Below are 16,850 nucleotides of genomic sequence, written 5' to 3'. Positions count from 1 at the left end.
GCAGGAAAGCATGCCGCTCCGCGGTCAGCTTCCTCGGGCCCTGAGCTTTGGTCCGGTTCTGACGGATCTGGAAGTCCATCGCAATCCCTTGTAGATCAAGGTGTTGCAACGACTCCTAGAACCCAAGCCGCCGGGGCGGCCTTTCGCGTGTCTCCGGGAGACCGCACCCGATCTCTGTAATGAAAACCGTTTCCGTTAAGATCGCGACATGGCAGCTCCGAAACGGCGCCTCTCGCGCTCCAACACCCGCAAACGCCGCTCGCAGTGGAAGGCCGAGGCGCCTGTGCTGCAGGTGTGCCCGTGCCCTCGGAAGGAAATGATCCGTCCGCACCACCTCTGCACCCACTGCGGCCAGTACAAGGGCCGCCAAGTGCTCGAGCCCTAGTACGACAGCTGCAACATCATCCACCATGAGCATGATGCAAGATCACTTGCTGCACAACGAAATACAGCGGTCGTGCCAGTACTGCTGCGGCACTTGGTGGTTCACACCAAGAGGTCGAGGTCGATGCGCGGTATTCCGTAAGCGGTGGGCGCGCTCGGCGCTCATGGTATCGGTGTCGTAGCGGCATCGACCGCGACCGCCTTCAGCGACGCCATCGCCGTGGTGTGCAGCGACGCGGGGATGGCCCCGCCGACCCCAAAGGCCTCTGAGCGCACCGAAGCCTGGTGAGACGAGGAGCCGACCCGACCTACCCCTGACCGAAGCCGTCGGCACGCTTCCCGGTCCGGCGCCGCGGCTCCGGAACCGGAACCGCGGCGTGGGCGCTACCGACTTGCGAGAGCTTCGCGTTCGGCGAGGTTGCGGGCGGCGGCGCCCATCATGCGGCCGTTGACCCACACGGACATCGCACGCGGCATGAGCGTGCTGAGCAGCGCCATCCTCCGGCCCGGGATGTGAACGGCCCGTCCCTTCAGAAAAGCCTTCACCGCGCCGCGGACGGCCCGGTCCGTTGCCAAGGGGCGGATCGGGAACATGGAGCGGTCGATTCCGTAGGCGTCGATCACCGGTGTGTCGACATTGCCCGGCTGTACCACCGTGACAGCGACTCCGTCCGGGGCGAACTCGTTGTGAAGGGCCCCTCCGAGGCTGAGGACATAGGCCTTCGAGGCGGCGTCGTGCGCCATGTAGGGAATGCCGGGCCCGGCGCCGAGCGCGGAGATGAGGATGATGCCGCTTCTCCTCCGCTTACCGAAGCGGCGCCCGAACTCGTGAACGAGATCGAGGTGGCTGACGGCGTTGAGCGTGAATCGGCCGTGCAGCGTCTCCAGTGACTGTTCGAGCAGGCGGCCGGGACGTCCGGCTCCGGCGTTGGAGACGAGCAGACCGACATCGAGGTCGGCGGTCGCCTCGGCGATGAGAGACACCGCCCCGGGATCACGCAGGTCGGCGGTGACCGTCCGGAAGGCGATGCCGTGGCGGTATGCGAGTTCCCTTCCCAGCGAGTCGATCTCTTCGGTCGAGCGTGCCGACAGGACGAGGTTGAGGCCGCCTTCGGCGAGGTGGCGGGCGAAGGCCCGGCCGATGCCCGAGGAGGCGCCGGTGACGACGGCCCATGGGCCATAGGATGCAATATGAATCATGATTTAGACTGTAATCCAAAACTTGGTCGAATGCAACGAGGTAGACTTCTGCGACGTGAAGACGCCCTCTCCAGATCTCGCCGACAAGCTGCTCGCGGTGACCGAGCAGGTGCTGCGCACCGAACCGCCGATGCGACTGCAGGACATCGCGCAACTCGTCGGGGCCTCGCGGGCGACGCTCTACTACTACTTCTCGGGTCGGGAAGACCTGCTCGCCTTCCTGCTGAGCGCCCACGCCGAAGCCGGAGCGCGCGCGGTCGAGGCCGCGACGGACCCGGCGGCACCCCCGGAGCATCGGCTTCGGGCGAGCGTGAGCGCCATGATCGAGTATCTGGGAGGCCACCCCGGCGTCTGCGCGGGAATGCTCGGTTCCTTCGGGGACGCCGGTCAGATGCGCGAAGCGCTCCAAGCCAACGACACTTGGATCCTCAGGCCGTTGCGGGCGCTGCTCGCCGAAGGGCGAAACTCGGGCTCGTTCATCCTCGAGGACGCGACCGACGCGGCGAACGCCGTCGTCGGCGCAGTCCTGGTAGGCGTGCTGGGCCGAGCGATGTCCGGGGCCGACGCGGCCGACCCGCACTTCCGCCACGGCCTCGCCGACCAGATCACCCGAGGTGTTCTGGCCTGACTGCGGCTGTCGCCCGGTGTTCCACTCGACGCAGCGAGCGCAACGATCTCGGCCGACTGACCGGGCCCCTCACCTCCTGGTGAGCAAGGACAGGGCCGGCTGCGGCCTCCCCCGATCAGCAGCCAGGAGCCCGAACCAACCCGTTGATGATGCGACTGGGCACTTGAAATCGTAAGTAGCACAGCGATACACAGCTGTCGCGCTAGGGCCCGCGAGTCCCGCCGATTCGGGCGGGAATGTCAGAGGCGGATGCGAGGATCGGGTGCATGGCTGAGAACGAGACGATCGAGCAGGCGATTCCGATCCTCCGCGTCGCGGACGCGACGGCTGCGCTGCCGTGGTACGAGCGACTGGGGTTCACGAAGCAATGGGAGCACCGATTCGAGCCGGGATTCCCGCTCTTCGTGGAGGTCGCACGCGGGCAGGTGCGGCTCTTCCTATCGGAGCACGAGGGGGACGCGCACCCGGACGGCGTGATCTACCTGCGGGTCAAGGACGTCGACGCGGTGGCGGCGGAGTTCGGGATCCCGGCCGCGGACATGGAATGGGGCACGCGGGAACTCGAGCTACGCGATCCCGACGGCAATCGTCTGAGGATCGGCAAGCCGCGAAGCTGAAGGGCCCGGACCGGAACCGAGGTCGGGGGGTCGGGTCGCGATTGCGCCCCGGCGGGCGCATAGGGCATGCCCCTTCCCACCCGCATCCGCCTCCGGCCAACCGAAAAGCCCGCACCCCAACACGGGTCAGACACTGTGGCGCTACCACAGGTAGCGGGCATCAGCTGGGCGCATGGTTCGGTTAGCGCGGGATCTCCAGTTCGAAGTGGATGTTCTGGAACGCGACGGATTCGGTGCGCATTTCGTTCACGGCCACCCGCTCGTCGAACAGGATCGTGCCGCGCTTGGACCAGAACTCGACTGCGCCCGGGGTGCGCGCGTCCGTGTGGAGGTACACCCCGCTGTAGCGCTCGCGGTCGGCGATGAACTCCATGCAAGCGTCGACCAGCGCGCCCGCCAGCCCGCGCCGCCGGTGCTCGGGCTGCACGTAGACGCGGTACAGCGTGGCCGTGCGCCCCTCCTCGAAGCGGTTCGTCACCTCGAGCGGGTGCGGCGGCGACACCGGCGTCTGCCCGCGCACGCCGGCCGTGCCCGCGACCTCGCCGTCGTGAACCGCAACGAACAGTGTGTTGTCTTCGGGCGCAAGGTAATACGATTCGAGATCGATGATGTCGGAGTGCCATTGCGGTAGGTACCCGTGCCCGAAATCCCGGTAGACGGTGTCGAGCATCACCGAGCGGGCGCCCGGGAGATCCTCCGGTTCCGCTTGTCGCAGAACGTAACCCACTACACCCCTGGTGCCTCGTGAGAGTGCGAAATCTGACATGTGCGCCATTATTGCATCTATCTTGCAATAGGCAGTTCTTCGCGATAAGAGACGAGCCTCACTCATTGCCGCTCTCCCGGCGCAAGCTGCGAGAGGTGTTCGATCGCCGAACGACGAGGCGGACCTGAACTCGACCAGGACCTGATCCTCGAAATGATCCGAGAAGACCACTGGCTTCCCTGCGACCGCCGGTCAGCGCCGCGACCGCCCCGACCTGGACGAATCGGCACTCGCGGCCAACGCGGCGAGCTGCACCGCCATCGCGAGGCTCGCTCCGACGATCCACCACGGCCCGTTATCGGCCAGCACCGACCATGCCACTTCGGCGATTCCCAGCGCCAACCCGAGTGCCAGCGCGAGCAGACCGGCGTGCCCGAGCCGGTCGGCGATCGTGCGGCGGCGGCGGATCAGCCACCACCACAAGACGACCACCCCGAAGCCGAGGCAGGCGATGCCGACCAGGTCGAGCGGGCCCGGCCCGTGCGTGCGGCTGATCCGGAACACGGGTTCGCCGGTGTCGGGCAGCGCCAGCAGTCCCGATCCGAACGCCAGCGCGGCCAGCCAGGTGAGCAGGACTCGTCGCGGGGTCATCGCCCGAGGCTACCGCCGCGAATCCACAGCGGTGGGCGGCGCTCCTCGCGACGACGGCGTTAGACGGCGAAGGCCGGGCCACTGCATCCGTGGCCCGGCCTTCGCTTGCTGCCCTACTACTCCCATGACCGAGGCGACTGAACACCCACCACGGTGCCCGTCGGCGTCGCGATGCCCGCGATCCTCAGGCCCGGCACGTCCATCGGCTCGCCGACAACGGCACCGCCCAGGTCGACCGCCCGCTCGCAGACGCGGTCGACGTCGTCCACCGCGACCATCACGTTCCACTGGGGAGGGAGGCTCAGCTCCCAGCCCTCCGCCGCGTGGCAGCCGCCGAACTCGCGCTCGCTCCCGGCCGCGCTCAACGCCGCGTACGGCTTCGGATTCGACGCGGCCTCCCAAGGCGGCGTCTTCACGTTCCACCCCAACAAGTCCGCGTAGAACTTCATCGCCTCCGCGGGCACGCCGTCGTAGCGGTACTCGACCCACGAGACGCTGTTCGGCTCGCCCCAGGCGCCGAAGCCGGTGCCCGGCTCCTTCGTCTCGACCAGGCCGAACGAAGCGCCGTTCGGGTCGTTGACCATCGAGAAGCGGAGCATGTCGCCCACGTCCTGCGGCTCCGCCGCGACCGCGCCGCCGAGCCGCCGGGCCTTCTCTGTCGCGGCGTCGCAGTCCTCGACCCTGAACTGGAGGTTCCAGATCCGCGACGCCTCCATTCCCGGCGGGCACGGCATGACGCCCGTGACGGGGCGGTCAGGGCCGGAATCCTCCGGGATCGAGAAGGTCGTGTAATGGCCGAAGTCCTCGCCCGCGTCCGTCGACGCCCAACCGAACAGGCGCTCGTAGAACGGGACGTCGGAGGCGAGATCCGAGGACAGGGCATCGGACCAGACGGGTGCTCCGATCGGGATCGAGGTCATGGCGGGCTGCTCCTTCGCAGAACGGGAAACTGACGCTCCCACACCGTCCCACGCGCCCCCGACGGCCGCAGGATTTCCCGCGCAGCGGTCGGCGGGGCTCAGTCCATCTTCTTGCTCGACATGATCGTGAAGTGCGCTCCCGTGGGCGACACCAGGACCGCCATGCGACCGCCCGGGTCGTCCACCGGCGCCACCGCCACCCGGCCGCCCAGGTCGACCGCCTTCGCGGCCGTCAGGTCCACCGAGTCGGTGCCGAAGCACACCAGCCAATGCGGCTTCATCCGCAGCTCCGGCCCGAGCGTCATCCGCGCCCCGCCGAACTCCACCGCGGACCCGGTCAGGCCGTGGTGGTGCGTCCACAGCCCCACGTACGGCGCGTCGTGCGACGCCTCGTCCTCACCCGGCGTCTTCACCGACCAGTTCAGCAGTTCCGAGTAGAACTGCATCGCCTCGACCGGCGCGCCGTCGTACACGTATTCGAACCACACCGCCGCGCCCGGCTCCCCGTACGCCGTGAACCCCACGTGCTCGCTCATCGGCTCGAACAGGCCGAACGCCCCGCCGTCAGGGTCCTTCAACGCCGCGTACACCAGGTCGTCGCCCACCCGCACCGGATGGCTGACGATGTGGGCGCCCAGCTTCTCCGCGTCCGCCGCCGCCTGGAAGCAGTCGGCCACATGGAACGCGACCCCCCACTCGGACAACGCCTCCGGGGTGCTCGGCGGGTTCGGGGCGAGCCCGCCCACGGCACGCGCCACCGACACCGTCGAACCCAGGCACAGCTCGGTGTAATGCCCGAACTCCTCCCCGGTGCCGAAACTCGTCCACTTGAACAAGCGCATATAGAAGTCCAAGTCACGGGCCAGATCAGGGGTGTTCGCATCGGCCCAGATCGGGGCTCCCAGCGGAATCTCGGTTGGCATGCGGCGGTCCTTCTCAAGTCGGGTCACCCCCACCGTCCCACGGGGGTACGACGCAGGCAAGGCCTCCGACGAGCCGACCCCGGCCGGTGCGAGGCAGGATCCGGCGGTTACCCGCCCGCCGCGGCCCGGAAACGCCGAGGCCCGCCGGCGACGAGCACCGGCGGACCCCGAACGCGTTAGCTCCGGTTCTGCTGCCGCAGCACATCGCGGCCCTGCTGCTGCCGCAGCAGATCGCGGATCTCCATCAGCACTTCGATCTCCGCCACCGCGTGCACCTCGTCGACCTCCTCGGCCTTCGGCGCGAACCGCTCGCGGAGCTTGTTCATCGGCAGCACGACCACGAAGTACACCGCCACCGCGGTCAGGAAGAACACCAGGACGCCGTTCAGGAACACGCCGTACGGGAACACGACGCCGTTCACCGTGAACTCGCCGCCGACTTCGGCCCCGCCCGTGACCAGCGTGATCAGCGGATTGAGGAACGCCGCGCCGAACGAGGCCACGAGCGCCGTCATCGCCGCGCCCATGACGACCGCCACGGCAAGCTCCACCACATTGCCGCGCATCAGAAAATCTTTGAAACCTTTGATCATGCCCAAGAGTCTCGCATCCCCCTGCTCAGGAACCGCAGTCGCGAAAGCCTGTGTCGACGTGGCGCACGAGACATCACCCGGAAGGGAACAAACCGGCCGGTCAAGCGGTTGCACCCGAACGCGGCCGGACTCCCCGGCCGCGGCACCGTAGCACTGCGTGAAAGGCATACCCCATGAGCGACATCGTGATCGGCGGCGACCTCCAGGTGAACCGGCTCGGCTACGGCGCGATGCGCCTGACCGGCGACCCGGGCATCTTCACCCCGCCGCGGGACCGCGCGAGCGCCGTCGCCGTCCTGCGCCGCGCCGTCGAGCTGGGCGTCGACTTCATCGACACCGCCGACGCCTACGCGCTCGGCGACAACGAGAAGCTCATCGCCGAAGCCCTGCGCCCCTACGCGGACGGCGTCGTGATCGCCACCAAGGGCGGCAACACCCGCCCCTCGCCCGCGGAATGGGTCGCCGTGGGCAACCCCGGCTACATCCGCCAGCAGGTCGAACTCAGCCTGCGCCGCCTCGGCGTCGAGACCATCGACCTCTACCAGATCCACCGCCTCGACCTGAGCCTGCCGATCGCCGACCAGATCGAGACCCTCGCCGAACTCCAGCGCCAGGGCAAGATCCGCCACATCGGCCTCTCCGAGGTCACCGTCGACCAGCTCAAGGAAGCCCAGGCGGTCGCCCCGATCGCGAGCGTCCAGAACCTGTACAACCTCGTCGACCGCCAGAGCGAGGCCGTGCTCGACTACACCGCCGAGCAGGGCATCGCCTTCATTCCGTGGTTCCCGATCGCCGCGGGCGAGCACGCCGGGCCCGACGGGCCGGTCGGCAAGATCGCGGCCGAGATCGGCGCGACCCCGGCGCAGACGGCGCTGGCGTGGCTGCTGCGCCGCTCGGACAACATCGTGCCGATTCCCGGCACGAGTTCGATCGCGCACTTGGAGGAGAACGTGGGCGCGCGCGACCTGGCGCTCACCGACCACCAGTCCGCGGCGTTGACCGCCCGGGCCTCGGCCTCGCGCATGACGCGCGGGCCCGCGCCGTTCCGGCGCGGGCCTTCTCGTCCCCTTCAGGGGTTGAGCGGGGCGATGCGGAAGCGTTCGAATTCGGCGGTGGGACCGTCGGGGTTGGCGAAGACGATGGTGTTGCGGCCTTCTGCGAGGTCGATGATGACGGGGTAGGTCCAGAAGTCGTTCCAGGTCCAGGTGCCGCGCATGGGGTAGGTGCCCGCGTCCTTGCCGTTGACGGTGATGCCGCAGTGGCGGGTGACGATGTCGATGTTGTACTCGTGCCCTTCGCCGCGTTCGCCGTTCGCGTAGCTGACGAGGAGCATGTGGGGGCCTTGGACGGCGTCGACTTCGATGGCGGCGGTGGCGCCGCGGCCGTTCCAGCCGATCACGTGGCCGCGGTGGGCGAAGTCGTTGACGACGAGGCAGGACCCGCCGCTGCGGGTCACCTCGGCGGCGTCCACTTCGGTCGGTCTCGGTCCGGTGGCGGGGGCGACGAGGAGGGGCCCGGTGATCGGCGCGGTGCGCAGCCGGTTGACCCCGGCGTGGAGGAACACGGGCCGGGCGAGGTCTACAGGTGCGTCCTGGTTCTGCGGCCCGGCGAGGATCGCGGTGTCCGCGCCTTCGATGCGGTGGTAGCCCGCTTCGGCCGCGTACAGGTCGAAGACGAGGCCGTCGGCGTGCGGGCGGGCGAAGGCGGCGTCGTAGGAGACGCGGCCGCCGCGGCGTTCGGTGAGTTCGATCTTGTCGAGGGCGACCTCGCCGCGGGCGGTGCCGATCGCCCCGGACTTGGAGAGCTCGACGGTGTTCGCGCCGGCCCGAAGGGTGAGCGGGACGCGCACGATCGAGCGGTGGCCCCAGTTCATGGTGCTCGGGTAGTCGAGGAGGCGCTCCGCGCCGTTGACGGTGAGGACCTGTTGCGCGGGTTGGGGCTCGGTGGCCTCGGCGCCGCGGCCGTACATGTGGGAGTAGAAGACGGCGAGGTCGTATTCGCCCGCATCGGGGACCTCGACCTGGAAGACGACGGCCGAGTCGGTGAGGTTCAGACCGCACACGTCGTGTTCGCCGGAGGCGGCGAAGGCGTTGCCGTCGTCGGCGTGGCCGTGCCTGGTGATCTCGCCGGAGGTGATGTCGGCGGCCTCGGCGTCCCACTGGCCCTTCCACGGCGGCGGGCCGATCACGGCGGCCTCGCCGGGGGTGATCGTGATCCAGTAGGCGGCCATGCGGTCGGGACCGTAGACCGGGATCTCGAGGTCCGCAGGGTGGCCCACGTACTGCGCGATCGGCTGGGGCGGGCCCGAGGCGCCCTCGTAGCCGGTCCAGTCGATGCGGTGCACGGTGGCGGTGACGCGCTCGCCCCAGAACTCGGGGTCGAGTCCCGTCGCGGCGACGGTGAAGTCCTCGACCGTGCCGCCGGCGAGGATCTGCGCGGTGCGCCGCCCGGCGTCCAGGCTCGCGATCCCCTGCAGCGTGTCCACCGTGTCTGGATGGGGCGGGTCGACGCGCACGGTCTGGCCGGTCATCCCCGAGTAGGCCTTGAGGAACCACCACGCGCCGTTCGGCAGGTTCGGCTGCGGGGCCGCGCCCGAGTAGCTCCCGGCGGCGGTCCAGTACGCCATGTCGGCGTGGACCTTCGCCTCCTCGAACATCGCCGCCCACTGCACGAGCTGCCCGGGAACGGAGAGGTCGCGGTTGTTCCCGTACTCGTCGATGTTCACGCGGCGCGGCGAGATGCCGAGGGCCCGCTCCAGGCCCCGGTAGGCGGCGTAGTGGCCGCGGAACTCCGCGAGCGACCGCGGTGAGAGCTCGTGCCAGGTGATCCACTCGGGGAGCGTCCCGGTGTCGCGTGCGCGCCTGAGGAAGTGCGGGAGGAACTCGGGATGGTAGTACGCCTCGTTCGGTCCGGCGATCGGCACGCCGGGCGCGAGCCCGCGCAGCAGCTGCACCGTGGTGATCCAGTCGGCGAGGAACCGGTCGAACTTCGCGGGCGCGTTCTCCTTGAGCGAGTACCAGATCCAGTCCGGTTCGTTGAACGGCACCCAGACCAGGCGCCCGGCGTTCTCGGGGGTGAGCATCGGAGGGACGACCGCGCACAGCCGCTCGTGGTAGATGTCGATGCCCACGTCCTCGTACGGCCACTTGACGAACAGGTCCTGCAGGTACACGAAGGCGAGGCCGTCGCCGCCCCGGCGCAGGGCGTTCACGACGCCGGACGCGTCGCCGCCCGGGTGCTGCGCGCCGCCGTCGGGCTTCACCGCGAGCGTGGTGATGTCGAGCGCGTCCAGCAGCTCGTCGCCGGGCACGCCGTCCTCCGAGACGCCGTACAGGGACCCGGCCGCGCCGTGCAGCACCGGACCGGTCGGGGCGGCGAAGTCCGCGATGAGGCGGGCCGCCCCCTGGGGGAGGGGGGTGAGGGCCATTGCCGGGCCTTTCGAATCAGGATCGGGAGCGGGGCGGGCCCGAGGTCTCGCGGACGATGAGTTCGGGTTCGGGCCAGCTCGGCTTCGGCCGCGGGTTCGTGCTGTCGACGCGGTGGCGCAGCAGCTCGAACGCGCCGCGGCCCACGCTTTCGAAGTCCTGGTTGACGGTGGTCAGCGCGGGGGTGGTGTACGCGGTGAACGGCGTGTTGTCGAAGCCGACGATGGAGAGGTCGCCGGGGACCTCGCGCCCGGCGAGATGCGCGGCGCGGAGGGTCGCGAGGGCGAGGTGGTCGTTGCCGCAGAGGATCGCGGTCACCGAGCGGTCGGCGATGAGCGGCTGGACCGCCTTGAACGCCTCGGCGAACGTCCACCCGGAGGGCACCGCTTCGGGTACTTCGCGCCCGGCCTCGCGCAGGGTCCGCGACCAGCCCTCCGCGCGGTGGGCCTTGCCGCCGCCGAAGGTGCCCGTCGAGGTCGGGATCGCCAGGTGATGCACGGTCTCGTGGCCCAGGTCCAGCAGGTAGCGGGTGGCCTCGGCCGCGGCCTTGCCGTCGTCCATGCCGACCAGCCACGGCGAGGCGGCGAGCTCCTCGGCGGTGTAGGGCCCTATCGCGACCATCGCCTGCGGCTGCGTGTCGAGCAGGACCTGCTTGGCCCGCATGCCGGGCTCGTCGTGGGCCATGATGATCGTCGGCTCGCCGGCGCGGGGGAGCCGCGCCACGATGTCGGCGTCCGAATGGGTGTCGGCCGGGTCGAGCACGGAGATCTGGACGCTCCAGTCGAGCGACCGGGCGGCCTTCTCGATGCCGCGCAGGGCGGCCTCGGGCCCGTAGAGAGAGGTGTCGGCGGCGAGCACCGTGACGGACTCGATCGCGCCGCCCGCGAGGCTCCGGGCCAGCCGGTTGGGCCGGTAGCCCAGCTCGGCGATGGCCTCCAGGACCTTGTCCCGGGTGGCCGCGGCGACCCGCGGGGAGCCGTTGACGACGCGGGAGACGGTCTGGTGGGAGACCCCGGCCAGTCTCGCCACATCCCAGATACTGGCTGCCTTCTTCGGTTGCGCCATCGCTGTAGGTCTCTTTCTTTGTTCGTCGCAGGCCGTCCCAGGGGACCAGGCCGTCCCAGTCCTAGTGTGGCCGCAGTCCCATACGACGATACGCCGAGTGATGTTAACGATCACTTTGGTTATGGGTCCATCACAGTACAACACAGTTTCGCAACAGTGGGGTCATGCCGAGGTAACGGTTCCGGACGACCCCGCGAATGCCCCAAACGGCACAAGCGGCCCTCCAGTTCCTCCGGTAGCGGTCTCAAGGAGTCTTGTGAGGCCGAGTTCACACACTCGAAATCTTTGGCGACAAGTTCTTAACACGCAGGCCCGGGTCGCGTAACACGTCTTGGTGAAGCTGGCTTCACTCCGGTAGGTAGGAGCATCACGCGCCGGCTGATTCGTCGGTCGGCGCGTGACAACACCTATCCCGAGCATCGTCGCTCCCCTCACGCCGGAACAGCCTTAACGCCCGCAGTACGTACCCATCTCTGGAGAGAGGAGGCGGCCATGCCCGAGCTCGATACAGGCAACAATGCGTGGATCCTGATCTCAGCCGCCCTTGTTCTGCTCATGACTCCCGGCCTTGCCCTGTTCTACGGCGGTTTGAGTCGCGCTTCCAGCGTCATCAACATGATGATGAAGTGCCTCGTCGCCATTGGCCTCGTCTCCGTCGTCTGGGTGCTGGTGGGCGAGTCCATCGCCATCGGTGACGGCGGCGGCAACCCGTTCTTCAGCATGGACGTCAGCTCCGCGTTCGGTCTGCGCTACGTCACCGAGCTCGGCATGGTCGACGGCGGCGTCTCCGCCGGCGCCATGTCCGCCTTCGGCATGATGTTCGCGATCATCACCGTGGCCCTCATCGCCGGCGCCGTGGCCGACCGCATGAAGTTCACCGCTTGGGTCGTGTTCTCCACCGCATGGGTCGTCCTCGTCTACGCCCCCGTCGCCTACTGGGTGTGGGGCGGCGGCTGGATCGAAGAGCTCGGCGTCCTCGACTTCGCCGGCGGGACCGCGGTCCACGCCAACGCCGGTGCCGCCGCGCTCGGCCTGGCGCTCGTCGTCGGCCGCCGCATCGGCTGGAAGGACGGCAACTTCGCCCCGCACAACCTGCCGCTCGTCGTGATCGGCACCGGACTGCTGTGGTTCGGCTGGTTCGGCTTCAACGCCGGCTCCGCCTTCGTCTCCGACGCGATCGCCGGTCTGGCTCTCCTCAACACCCAGGTCGCGACCGCTGCCGCGATTCTCGCCTGGCTGCTCATCGACCGCATCCGGGGCATCAAGCCCTCCGTGCTCGGGGCCTGCTCCGGCGTCATCGCCGGCCTGGTCGCCATCACCCCGGCCGCGGGCTACGTGACCCCGCTGGGCGCCATCGCCATCGGCGCGGTCGCCGGTATCCTCTGCCCCTTCGCCATCGGCCTCAAGCACAAGCTCGGCTACGACGACTCGCTCGACGTGGTCGGCCTGCACATGGTCGCCGGCATCTGGGGCTCCATCGCGGTCGGCCTGTTCGCCTTCGGCGACGTCACCGGCGGCACGAGCGGCGTCTTCTACGGCGGCGAGTTCTCCTTCCTCGGCTACCAGACCCTCGCGGTCCTGGCCGTGGTCGCCTACTCCTTCGTCGTGGCCCTCGTCATCGGCCTGATCCTCAAGTTCACCATCGGTGTCCGGATCAGCGAAGAAGAGGAGCTGGCGGGCATCGACGCCGCCCAGCACGGCGAAGCCGGCTACGACCTCCCCGTCAACGGCAACACCGGCACCGGCCTCCCCGAGGCCGCCGACGAGCCCGCAGCGGCGAAGGTCTGACACTGACCGCACGTCACCGCCAAGGAACGGCCGCCTCCCCCCGGGGCGGCCGTTCCGCTTTCCCAGCGAAGGTCACGCCCGACCGGGCATCACCGGGCGGCGGCCGCGCCGCCGTCCCCGTTAAGCTCGTATGAGCCGGCGCGCCGCATGGCGCCCGAAATCACGCACTGCACCACCGAGAGGTTCGCCCGTGTTCGACGCTCTGTCAGATCGACTGTCCGGGATCTTCGAGTCGATCCGCGGCAAAGGCCGCCTGACCGATGCCGACATCGACGCCACCGCCCGCGAGATCCGCCTCGCCCTGCTCGAGGCCGACGTCGCCCTCCCGGTGGTCAAGAGCTTCATCAACGAGGTGAAGCAGCGGTGCAAGGGCGCCGAGGTCTCCAAGGCCCTCAACCCCGCCCAGCAGATCATCAAGATCGTCAACGAGGAGCTCGTCAACATCCTCGGCGGCGAGACGCGGCGCCTCAACTACGCCAAGCAGGCCCCCACCGTCATCATGCTCGCGGGCCTCCAGGGCGCCGGTAAGACCACGCTCGCCGGGAAGCTCGCCAAATGGCTCAAGGGCGACGAGCACTCCCCGCTCCTCGTCGCCGCGGACCTCCAGCGCCCCAACGCGGTCGGCCAGCTCCAGGTCCTCGGCGAGCGCGCCGGCGTGGCCGTCTACGCCCCCGAGGCCGGCTCCGGCGTCGGCGACCCCGTCAAGGTCGCCACCGACTCCATCGAAGAGGCCCGCCGCAAGGGCCACGACGTCGTCATCGTCGACACCGCCGGCCGCCTCGGCATCGACGAGGAGATGATGCAGCAGGCCCGCGACATCCGGGCCGCCGTCAACCCCGACGAAGTCCTCTTCGTCATCGACGCCATGATCGGCCAGGACGCGGTCAACACCGCCGAGGCCTTCCGCGACGGCGTCGGCATCACCGGTGTGGTCCTCTCCAAGCTCGACGGCGACGCCCGCGGCGGCGCCGCGCTCTCCGTGCGGCACGTGACCGGCCAGCCGATCATGTTCGCCTCCACCGGTGAGAAGCTCGAGGACTTCGACGTCTTCCACCCGGACCGGATGGCCTCCCGCATCCTCGGCATGGGCGACATGCTGACCCTCATCGAGCAGGCCGAGGCCGTGTTCGAGGAGGACCAGAAGGAGGAGATGACCCAGAAGCTCCTCAAGGGCGAGGACTTCACGCTCGAGGACTTCCTCGAGCAGATGCAGGCCATCCGCAAGATGGGCCCGATCGGCAACGTGCTCAAGATGATGCCGGGCATGGGCCAGATGAAGCAGCAGATCGACTCCATCGACGACAAGCAGATCGACCGCACCTCCGCGATCATCCGCTCCATGACCCCGGCCGAGCGCCGCGACTCCTCGCTCATCAACGGCTCGCGCCGCCTGCGCATCGCGAACGGCTCCGGCGTGACGGTCTCCGAGGTCAACCAGCTCCTGTCGCGGTTCAAGGACGCGCAGAAGATGATGCGCGGCATGACCGGCGCGATGGGTCTCGGCGGCGGCACCAAGGCCACCAAGTCGCCGTACAACAAGCGCAAGGGCAAGAAGACCAAGAAGAAGCCCGTGGTCCGCCGCGGCGGCCAGGCCGCCCAGAACGCGGCGCCGCAGCTCCCCGCGGGCATGCAGCTGCCTCCGGGCATGCCGGACCTCTCGCAGTTCAACGCCGGGGACCTCCCCGACATCGACTTCGAGCAGTTCCTCAAGGACCAGAAGAAGGACAAATAGCGATCGGCCCCGATCGCCCGCCCGGGCGACCGGGAACCGCCCGCGGCGCTCGCCGGTCGGGCGACCGCTGATCGAACTCCGCAGCCCGGTCCGCGCACCGCGCGGATCGGGCTGACGTGTTCTCCGACACGGTGATCGCGAGGCAAGCGCAGTCTTGTCAGGCCTCGGGCGGAAAGTGGCGGCAGGACCTACCCACCCCGGGCGGGTAAGGCAGGCCCGAGCCCGCGCCGCAGCCCGCCCGCTTCCAGTGCGCCGCCGTCCCATCGTTCCCGACCCGCCCCGGCCGCGCATCGCCCCCGGATCACCCGCCCGCATCCCTCCTTCTCGACCGACCCGCGCGCCCCCGTTGAACTCCCACGCCCCCACGGGCGATACTGCGAGGCGATGAACGCACTCGCACCGCTCGAGCCCCAGCAACCCGAGCCCCTGCACCTCCGGGTCGTCTGGCTCCCGGACGACACCGTCCGCGACGTCTACGTCGACGGGGACCGCATCACCTTCGACCCCGTGCCCGGTGCCCGCACCGTGGCCACCACCGGCTTCGCCCTGCCCGGGCTCGTGGACGCCCATTGCCACATCGGCATCCGCCGCGGCCCCAGACCCGTCGAGAGCCTCGACCAGGCACGCGAACTCGCGCACACCGACCGCGACGCCGGCGTCCTCGCCATTCGCGACGCCGGATCGCCCCACCCCTACCCCGAACTCGTCGGCGAGAACGGCATGCCGCGCCTCATCCGCGCCGGGCACCACATCGCCGCCTCCCGCCGCTATCTGCGCGGCATCGGCCTCGAATGCGAGCCCCACGAGGCCGTCGCCGCGCTGGCCCGCCAGGCGAAGCTCGGGGACGGCTGGGTCAAGCTCGTCGGCGACTGGATCGACCGCGGCAGGGGCGACCTCGCCCCGTCCTTCGAACCCGAGATCCTCACCGCCGCGATCCACGCCGCCCAGGCCGAGGGCGCGAAGGTCGCCGTGCACACCTTCTCCGAGGAGGCCGTCGCGTGCGTCGTCGAAGCGGGGGTCGACTCCGTCGAGCACGGCACCGGCCTCGCCCCCGATCTCCTCGACCGCATGGCCGAGCGCGGCATCGCCCTGGTGCCCACCATGATCAACATCGAGACCTTCGACGACATCGCCGCCGGGGCCGACGTCAAGTTCCCCCGCTACGCCGACCACATGCGCCGCCTCAAGCAGGGCTTCCCCGAGGTCGTGCGCGCCGCTTGGGAAGCGGGCGTGCCCGTCTACCTCGGCACTGACGCGGGCGGCGGCATCGACCACGGCCTCGCCGCCGAGGAGATGCGCCTGCTGCACGAGAAGGCGGGCATCCCGGCCGCCGACGTCGTCGCCGCCGCTTCCTGGCGAGCCCGCGAATGGCTCGGCCTCCCAACGGATCTCGGCGACCTCGTCGTCTACGAACGCGACCCGCGCGTCGACCTCGCGGCCGCCCGCGAGCCCGCGCTCATCGTCCTGCGCGGTCGAATCCTCAAGGCCCCCAAATAAAACGCGGTGACCTGCGGCTTTTGCGGCTTTGCGGAACCGGCCTGATCCCCACCGGTGGCGGGGGTCGGCTATCGTGAACCCCCCGCGCCGTTTCCGCCCGAGCAGAGAGCTATAGCGATGACGTATCCTCCGCCTCCTCCGGACCAGTCCGGTCAGGGCGGCTTCCAGTACGACCCGTACGGCAGCCAGCCCGGTTCCCAGCCCCAGAACCCCTCGCAGCCGCAGCAGCCCGGTTATGGTCCCGCGCCGCAGCAGCCGGGCTACGGCCCCGCGCCGCAGCTCCCGCCGCAGGCGCCCGGCTACCCGCCGGCCTACGGCGCGCCCGGCTACGGCCCGCAGCTGCCCAAGGGCATGGCGATCGGTTCTATGGTCACCGGCATCATCAGTGTCGCGGGCCTGTGCATTCCGTACATCAACTTCGCCAGCCTGATCCTCGGCATCATCGCCGCGATCCTCGGCGGCGTGGCCCTCAAGAAGATCAACCGCGGTGAGGCCGCGGGTAAGGGCCAGGCGATCACCGGGCTCGTGCTCGGCATCATCGTCTGCGCGCTCGCCGCGATCGGCATCATCATGTTCTTCGCCGTCGGCGCGACCATGCTGGGCACCGGCGCGGCCACCACCTCGTACTGAAGCAGCATCATCGGAAGCGGGGCGGGGGCCGGCCCCCGCCCCGGCCCGTGGTGCGGGGGGGGGGGCCCCCCGCCGGTGGGCCAACGGGACG

The 16,850-nt window shown here is 69.5% G+C and carries 16 protein-coding genes; 8 read left to right on the top strand and 8 right to left on the bottom strand.

The window, feature by feature from the left end; all coding sequences use genetic code 11:
- The first annotated feature begins 208 nt into the window (after positions 1-208).
- The gene (gene rpmF / locus JHY01_RS09595) at positions 209-385 is read left to right on the top strand and encodes a 50S ribosomal protein L32 (protein ID WP_205325398.1); all 177 of its coding nucleotides are present in this window, start codon (positions 209-211) and stop codon (positions 383-385) included.
- Positions 386-768: 383 nt separating this feature from the next.
- Here the strand turns inward: rpmF and JHY01_RS09590 are convergent, their stop codons facing one another.
- The gene (locus JHY01_RS09590) at positions 769-1,584 is read right to left on the bottom strand and encodes an SDR family oxidoreductase (protein ID WP_205325397.1); all 816 of its coding nucleotides are present in this window, start codon (positions 1,582-1,584) and stop codon (positions 769-771) included.
- Between the two features lie 55 nt (positions 1,585-1,639).
- Here JHY01_RS09590 and JHY01_RS09585 point away from each other — a divergent pair, with 55 nt between their 5' ends.
- Positions 1,640-2,212: a TetR/AcrR family transcriptional regulator gene (locus JHY01_RS09585; RefSeq protein WP_205325396.1), complete on the top strand. Its 573-nt coding sequence runs from the start codon at positions 1,640-1,642 to the stop codon at positions 2,210-2,212.
- Positions 2,213-2,478: 266 nt separating this feature from the next.
- A complete protein-coding gene (locus JHY01_RS09580) occupies positions 2,479-2,829 on the top strand; it encodes a glyoxalase superfamily protein (RefSeq protein WP_205325395.1) in 351 nt (116 codons plus the stop codon).
- A 181-nt stretch (positions 2,830-3,010) separates the two neighbouring features.
- On the opposite strand, the gene JHY01_RS09575 is transcribed toward JHY01_RS09580, so the two are convergent.
- The 5 genes from JHY01_RS09575 to mscL all read right to left on the bottom strand — a co-directional run bounded on the left by JHY01_RS09575 (position 3,011) and on the right by mscL (position 6,622).
- Complete coding sequence (locus JHY01_RS09575; RefSeq protein WP_205325394.1) at positions 3,011-3,595, bottom strand: GNAT family N-acetyltransferase; 585 nt, start codon at positions 3,593-3,595, stop codon at positions 3,011-3,013.
- Between the two features lie 192 nt (positions 3,596-3,787).
- On the bottom strand, positions 3,788-4,186 hold the full coding sequence (locus tag JHY01_RS09570; RefSeq protein ID WP_205325393.1) for a hypothetical protein: 399 nt from the start codon (positions 4,184-4,186) through the stop codon (positions 3,788-3,790).
- Between the two features lie 116 nt (positions 4,187-4,302).
- A complete protein-coding gene (locus tag JHY01_RS09565) occupies positions 4,303-5,106 on the bottom strand; it encodes a VOC family protein (RefSeq protein WP_205325392.1) in 804 nt (267 codons plus the stop codon).
- A 98-nt stretch (positions 5,107-5,204) separates the two neighbouring features.
- Complete coding sequence (locus JHY01_RS09560) at positions 5,205-6,029, bottom strand: VOC family protein (protein WP_205325391.1); 825 nt, start codon at positions 6,027-6,029, stop codon at positions 5,205-5,207.
- Between the two features lie 176 nt (positions 6,030-6,205).
- A complete protein-coding gene (mscL, locus tag JHY01_RS09555) occupies positions 6,206-6,622 on the bottom strand; it encodes a large conductance mechanosensitive channel protein MscL (protein WP_205325390.1) in 417 nt (138 codons plus the stop codon).
- A 173-nt stretch (positions 6,623-6,795) separates the two neighbouring features.
- Between mscL and JHY01_RS09550 the strand changes: the two genes are divergently transcribed.
- Complete coding sequence (locus tag JHY01_RS09550) at positions 6,796-7,803, top strand: aldo/keto reductase (protein ID WP_205325389.1); 1,008 nt, start codon at positions 6,796-6,798, stop codon at positions 7,801-7,803.
- Here the strand turns inward: JHY01_RS09550 and JHY01_RS09545 are convergent.
- Both JHY01_RS09545 and JHY01_RS09540 read right to left on the bottom strand, forming a co-directional pair.
- Complete coding sequence (locus JHY01_RS09545; protein ID WP_205325388.1) at positions 7,692-10,049, bottom strand: hypothetical protein; 2,358 nt, start codon at positions 10,047-10,049, stop codon at positions 7,692-7,694. The two genes, JHY01_RS09550 and JHY01_RS09545, sit on opposite strands and share 112 nt — an antisense overlap.
- 16 nt (positions 10,050-10,065) lie before the next feature.
- Positions 10,066-11,112 (bottom strand): LacI family DNA-binding transcriptional regulator, encoded by a 1,047-nt coding sequence (locus tag JHY01_RS09540; protein WP_205325387.1) that lies wholly within the window; start codon positions 11,110-11,112, stop codon positions 10,066-10,068.
- A 492-nt stretch (positions 11,113-11,604) separates the two neighbouring features.
- Here JHY01_RS09540 and JHY01_RS09535 point away from each other — a divergent pair, with 492 nt between their 5' ends.
- The 4 genes from JHY01_RS09535 to JHY01_RS09520 all read left to right on the top strand — a co-directional run bounded on the left by JHY01_RS09535 (position 11,605) and on the right by JHY01_RS09520 (position 16,759).
- Positions 11,605-12,900: an ammonium transporter gene (locus JHY01_RS09535; protein ID WP_205325386.1), complete on the top strand. Its 1,296-nt coding sequence runs from the start codon at positions 11,605-11,607 to the stop codon at positions 12,898-12,900.
- Positions 12,901-13,090: 190 nt separating this feature from the next.
- Entirely contained in the window at positions 13,091-14,632 is a 1,542-nt protein-coding gene (gene ffh / locus JHY01_RS09530) for a signal recognition particle protein (protein ID WP_205325385.1), read from the top strand.
- A 384-nt stretch (positions 14,633-15,016) separates the two neighbouring features.
- On the top strand, positions 15,017-16,129 hold the full coding sequence (locus JHY01_RS09525; protein WP_205325384.1) for an amidohydrolase family protein: 1,113 nt from the start codon (positions 15,017-15,019) through the stop codon (positions 16,127-16,129).
- A 117-nt stretch (positions 16,130-16,246) separates the two neighbouring features.
- The gene (locus JHY01_RS09520) at positions 16,247-16,759 is read left to right on the top strand and encodes a DUF4190 domain-containing protein (RefSeq protein ID WP_205325383.1); all 513 of its coding nucleotides are present in this window, start codon (positions 16,247-16,249) and stop codon (positions 16,757-16,759) included.
- The last annotated feature ends 91 nt before the right edge of the window (positions 16,760-16,850 follow it).

The organism is Glycomyces sp. YM15 (genome assembly GCF_016918015.1).
GTDB lineage: Bacteria > Actinomycetota > Actinomycetes > Mycobacteriales > Micromonosporaceae > Glycomyces.
The sequence above is the reverse complement of the archived record's forward strand: the minus strand, read 5'-3'. Positions and strand labels throughout refer to the sequence as shown.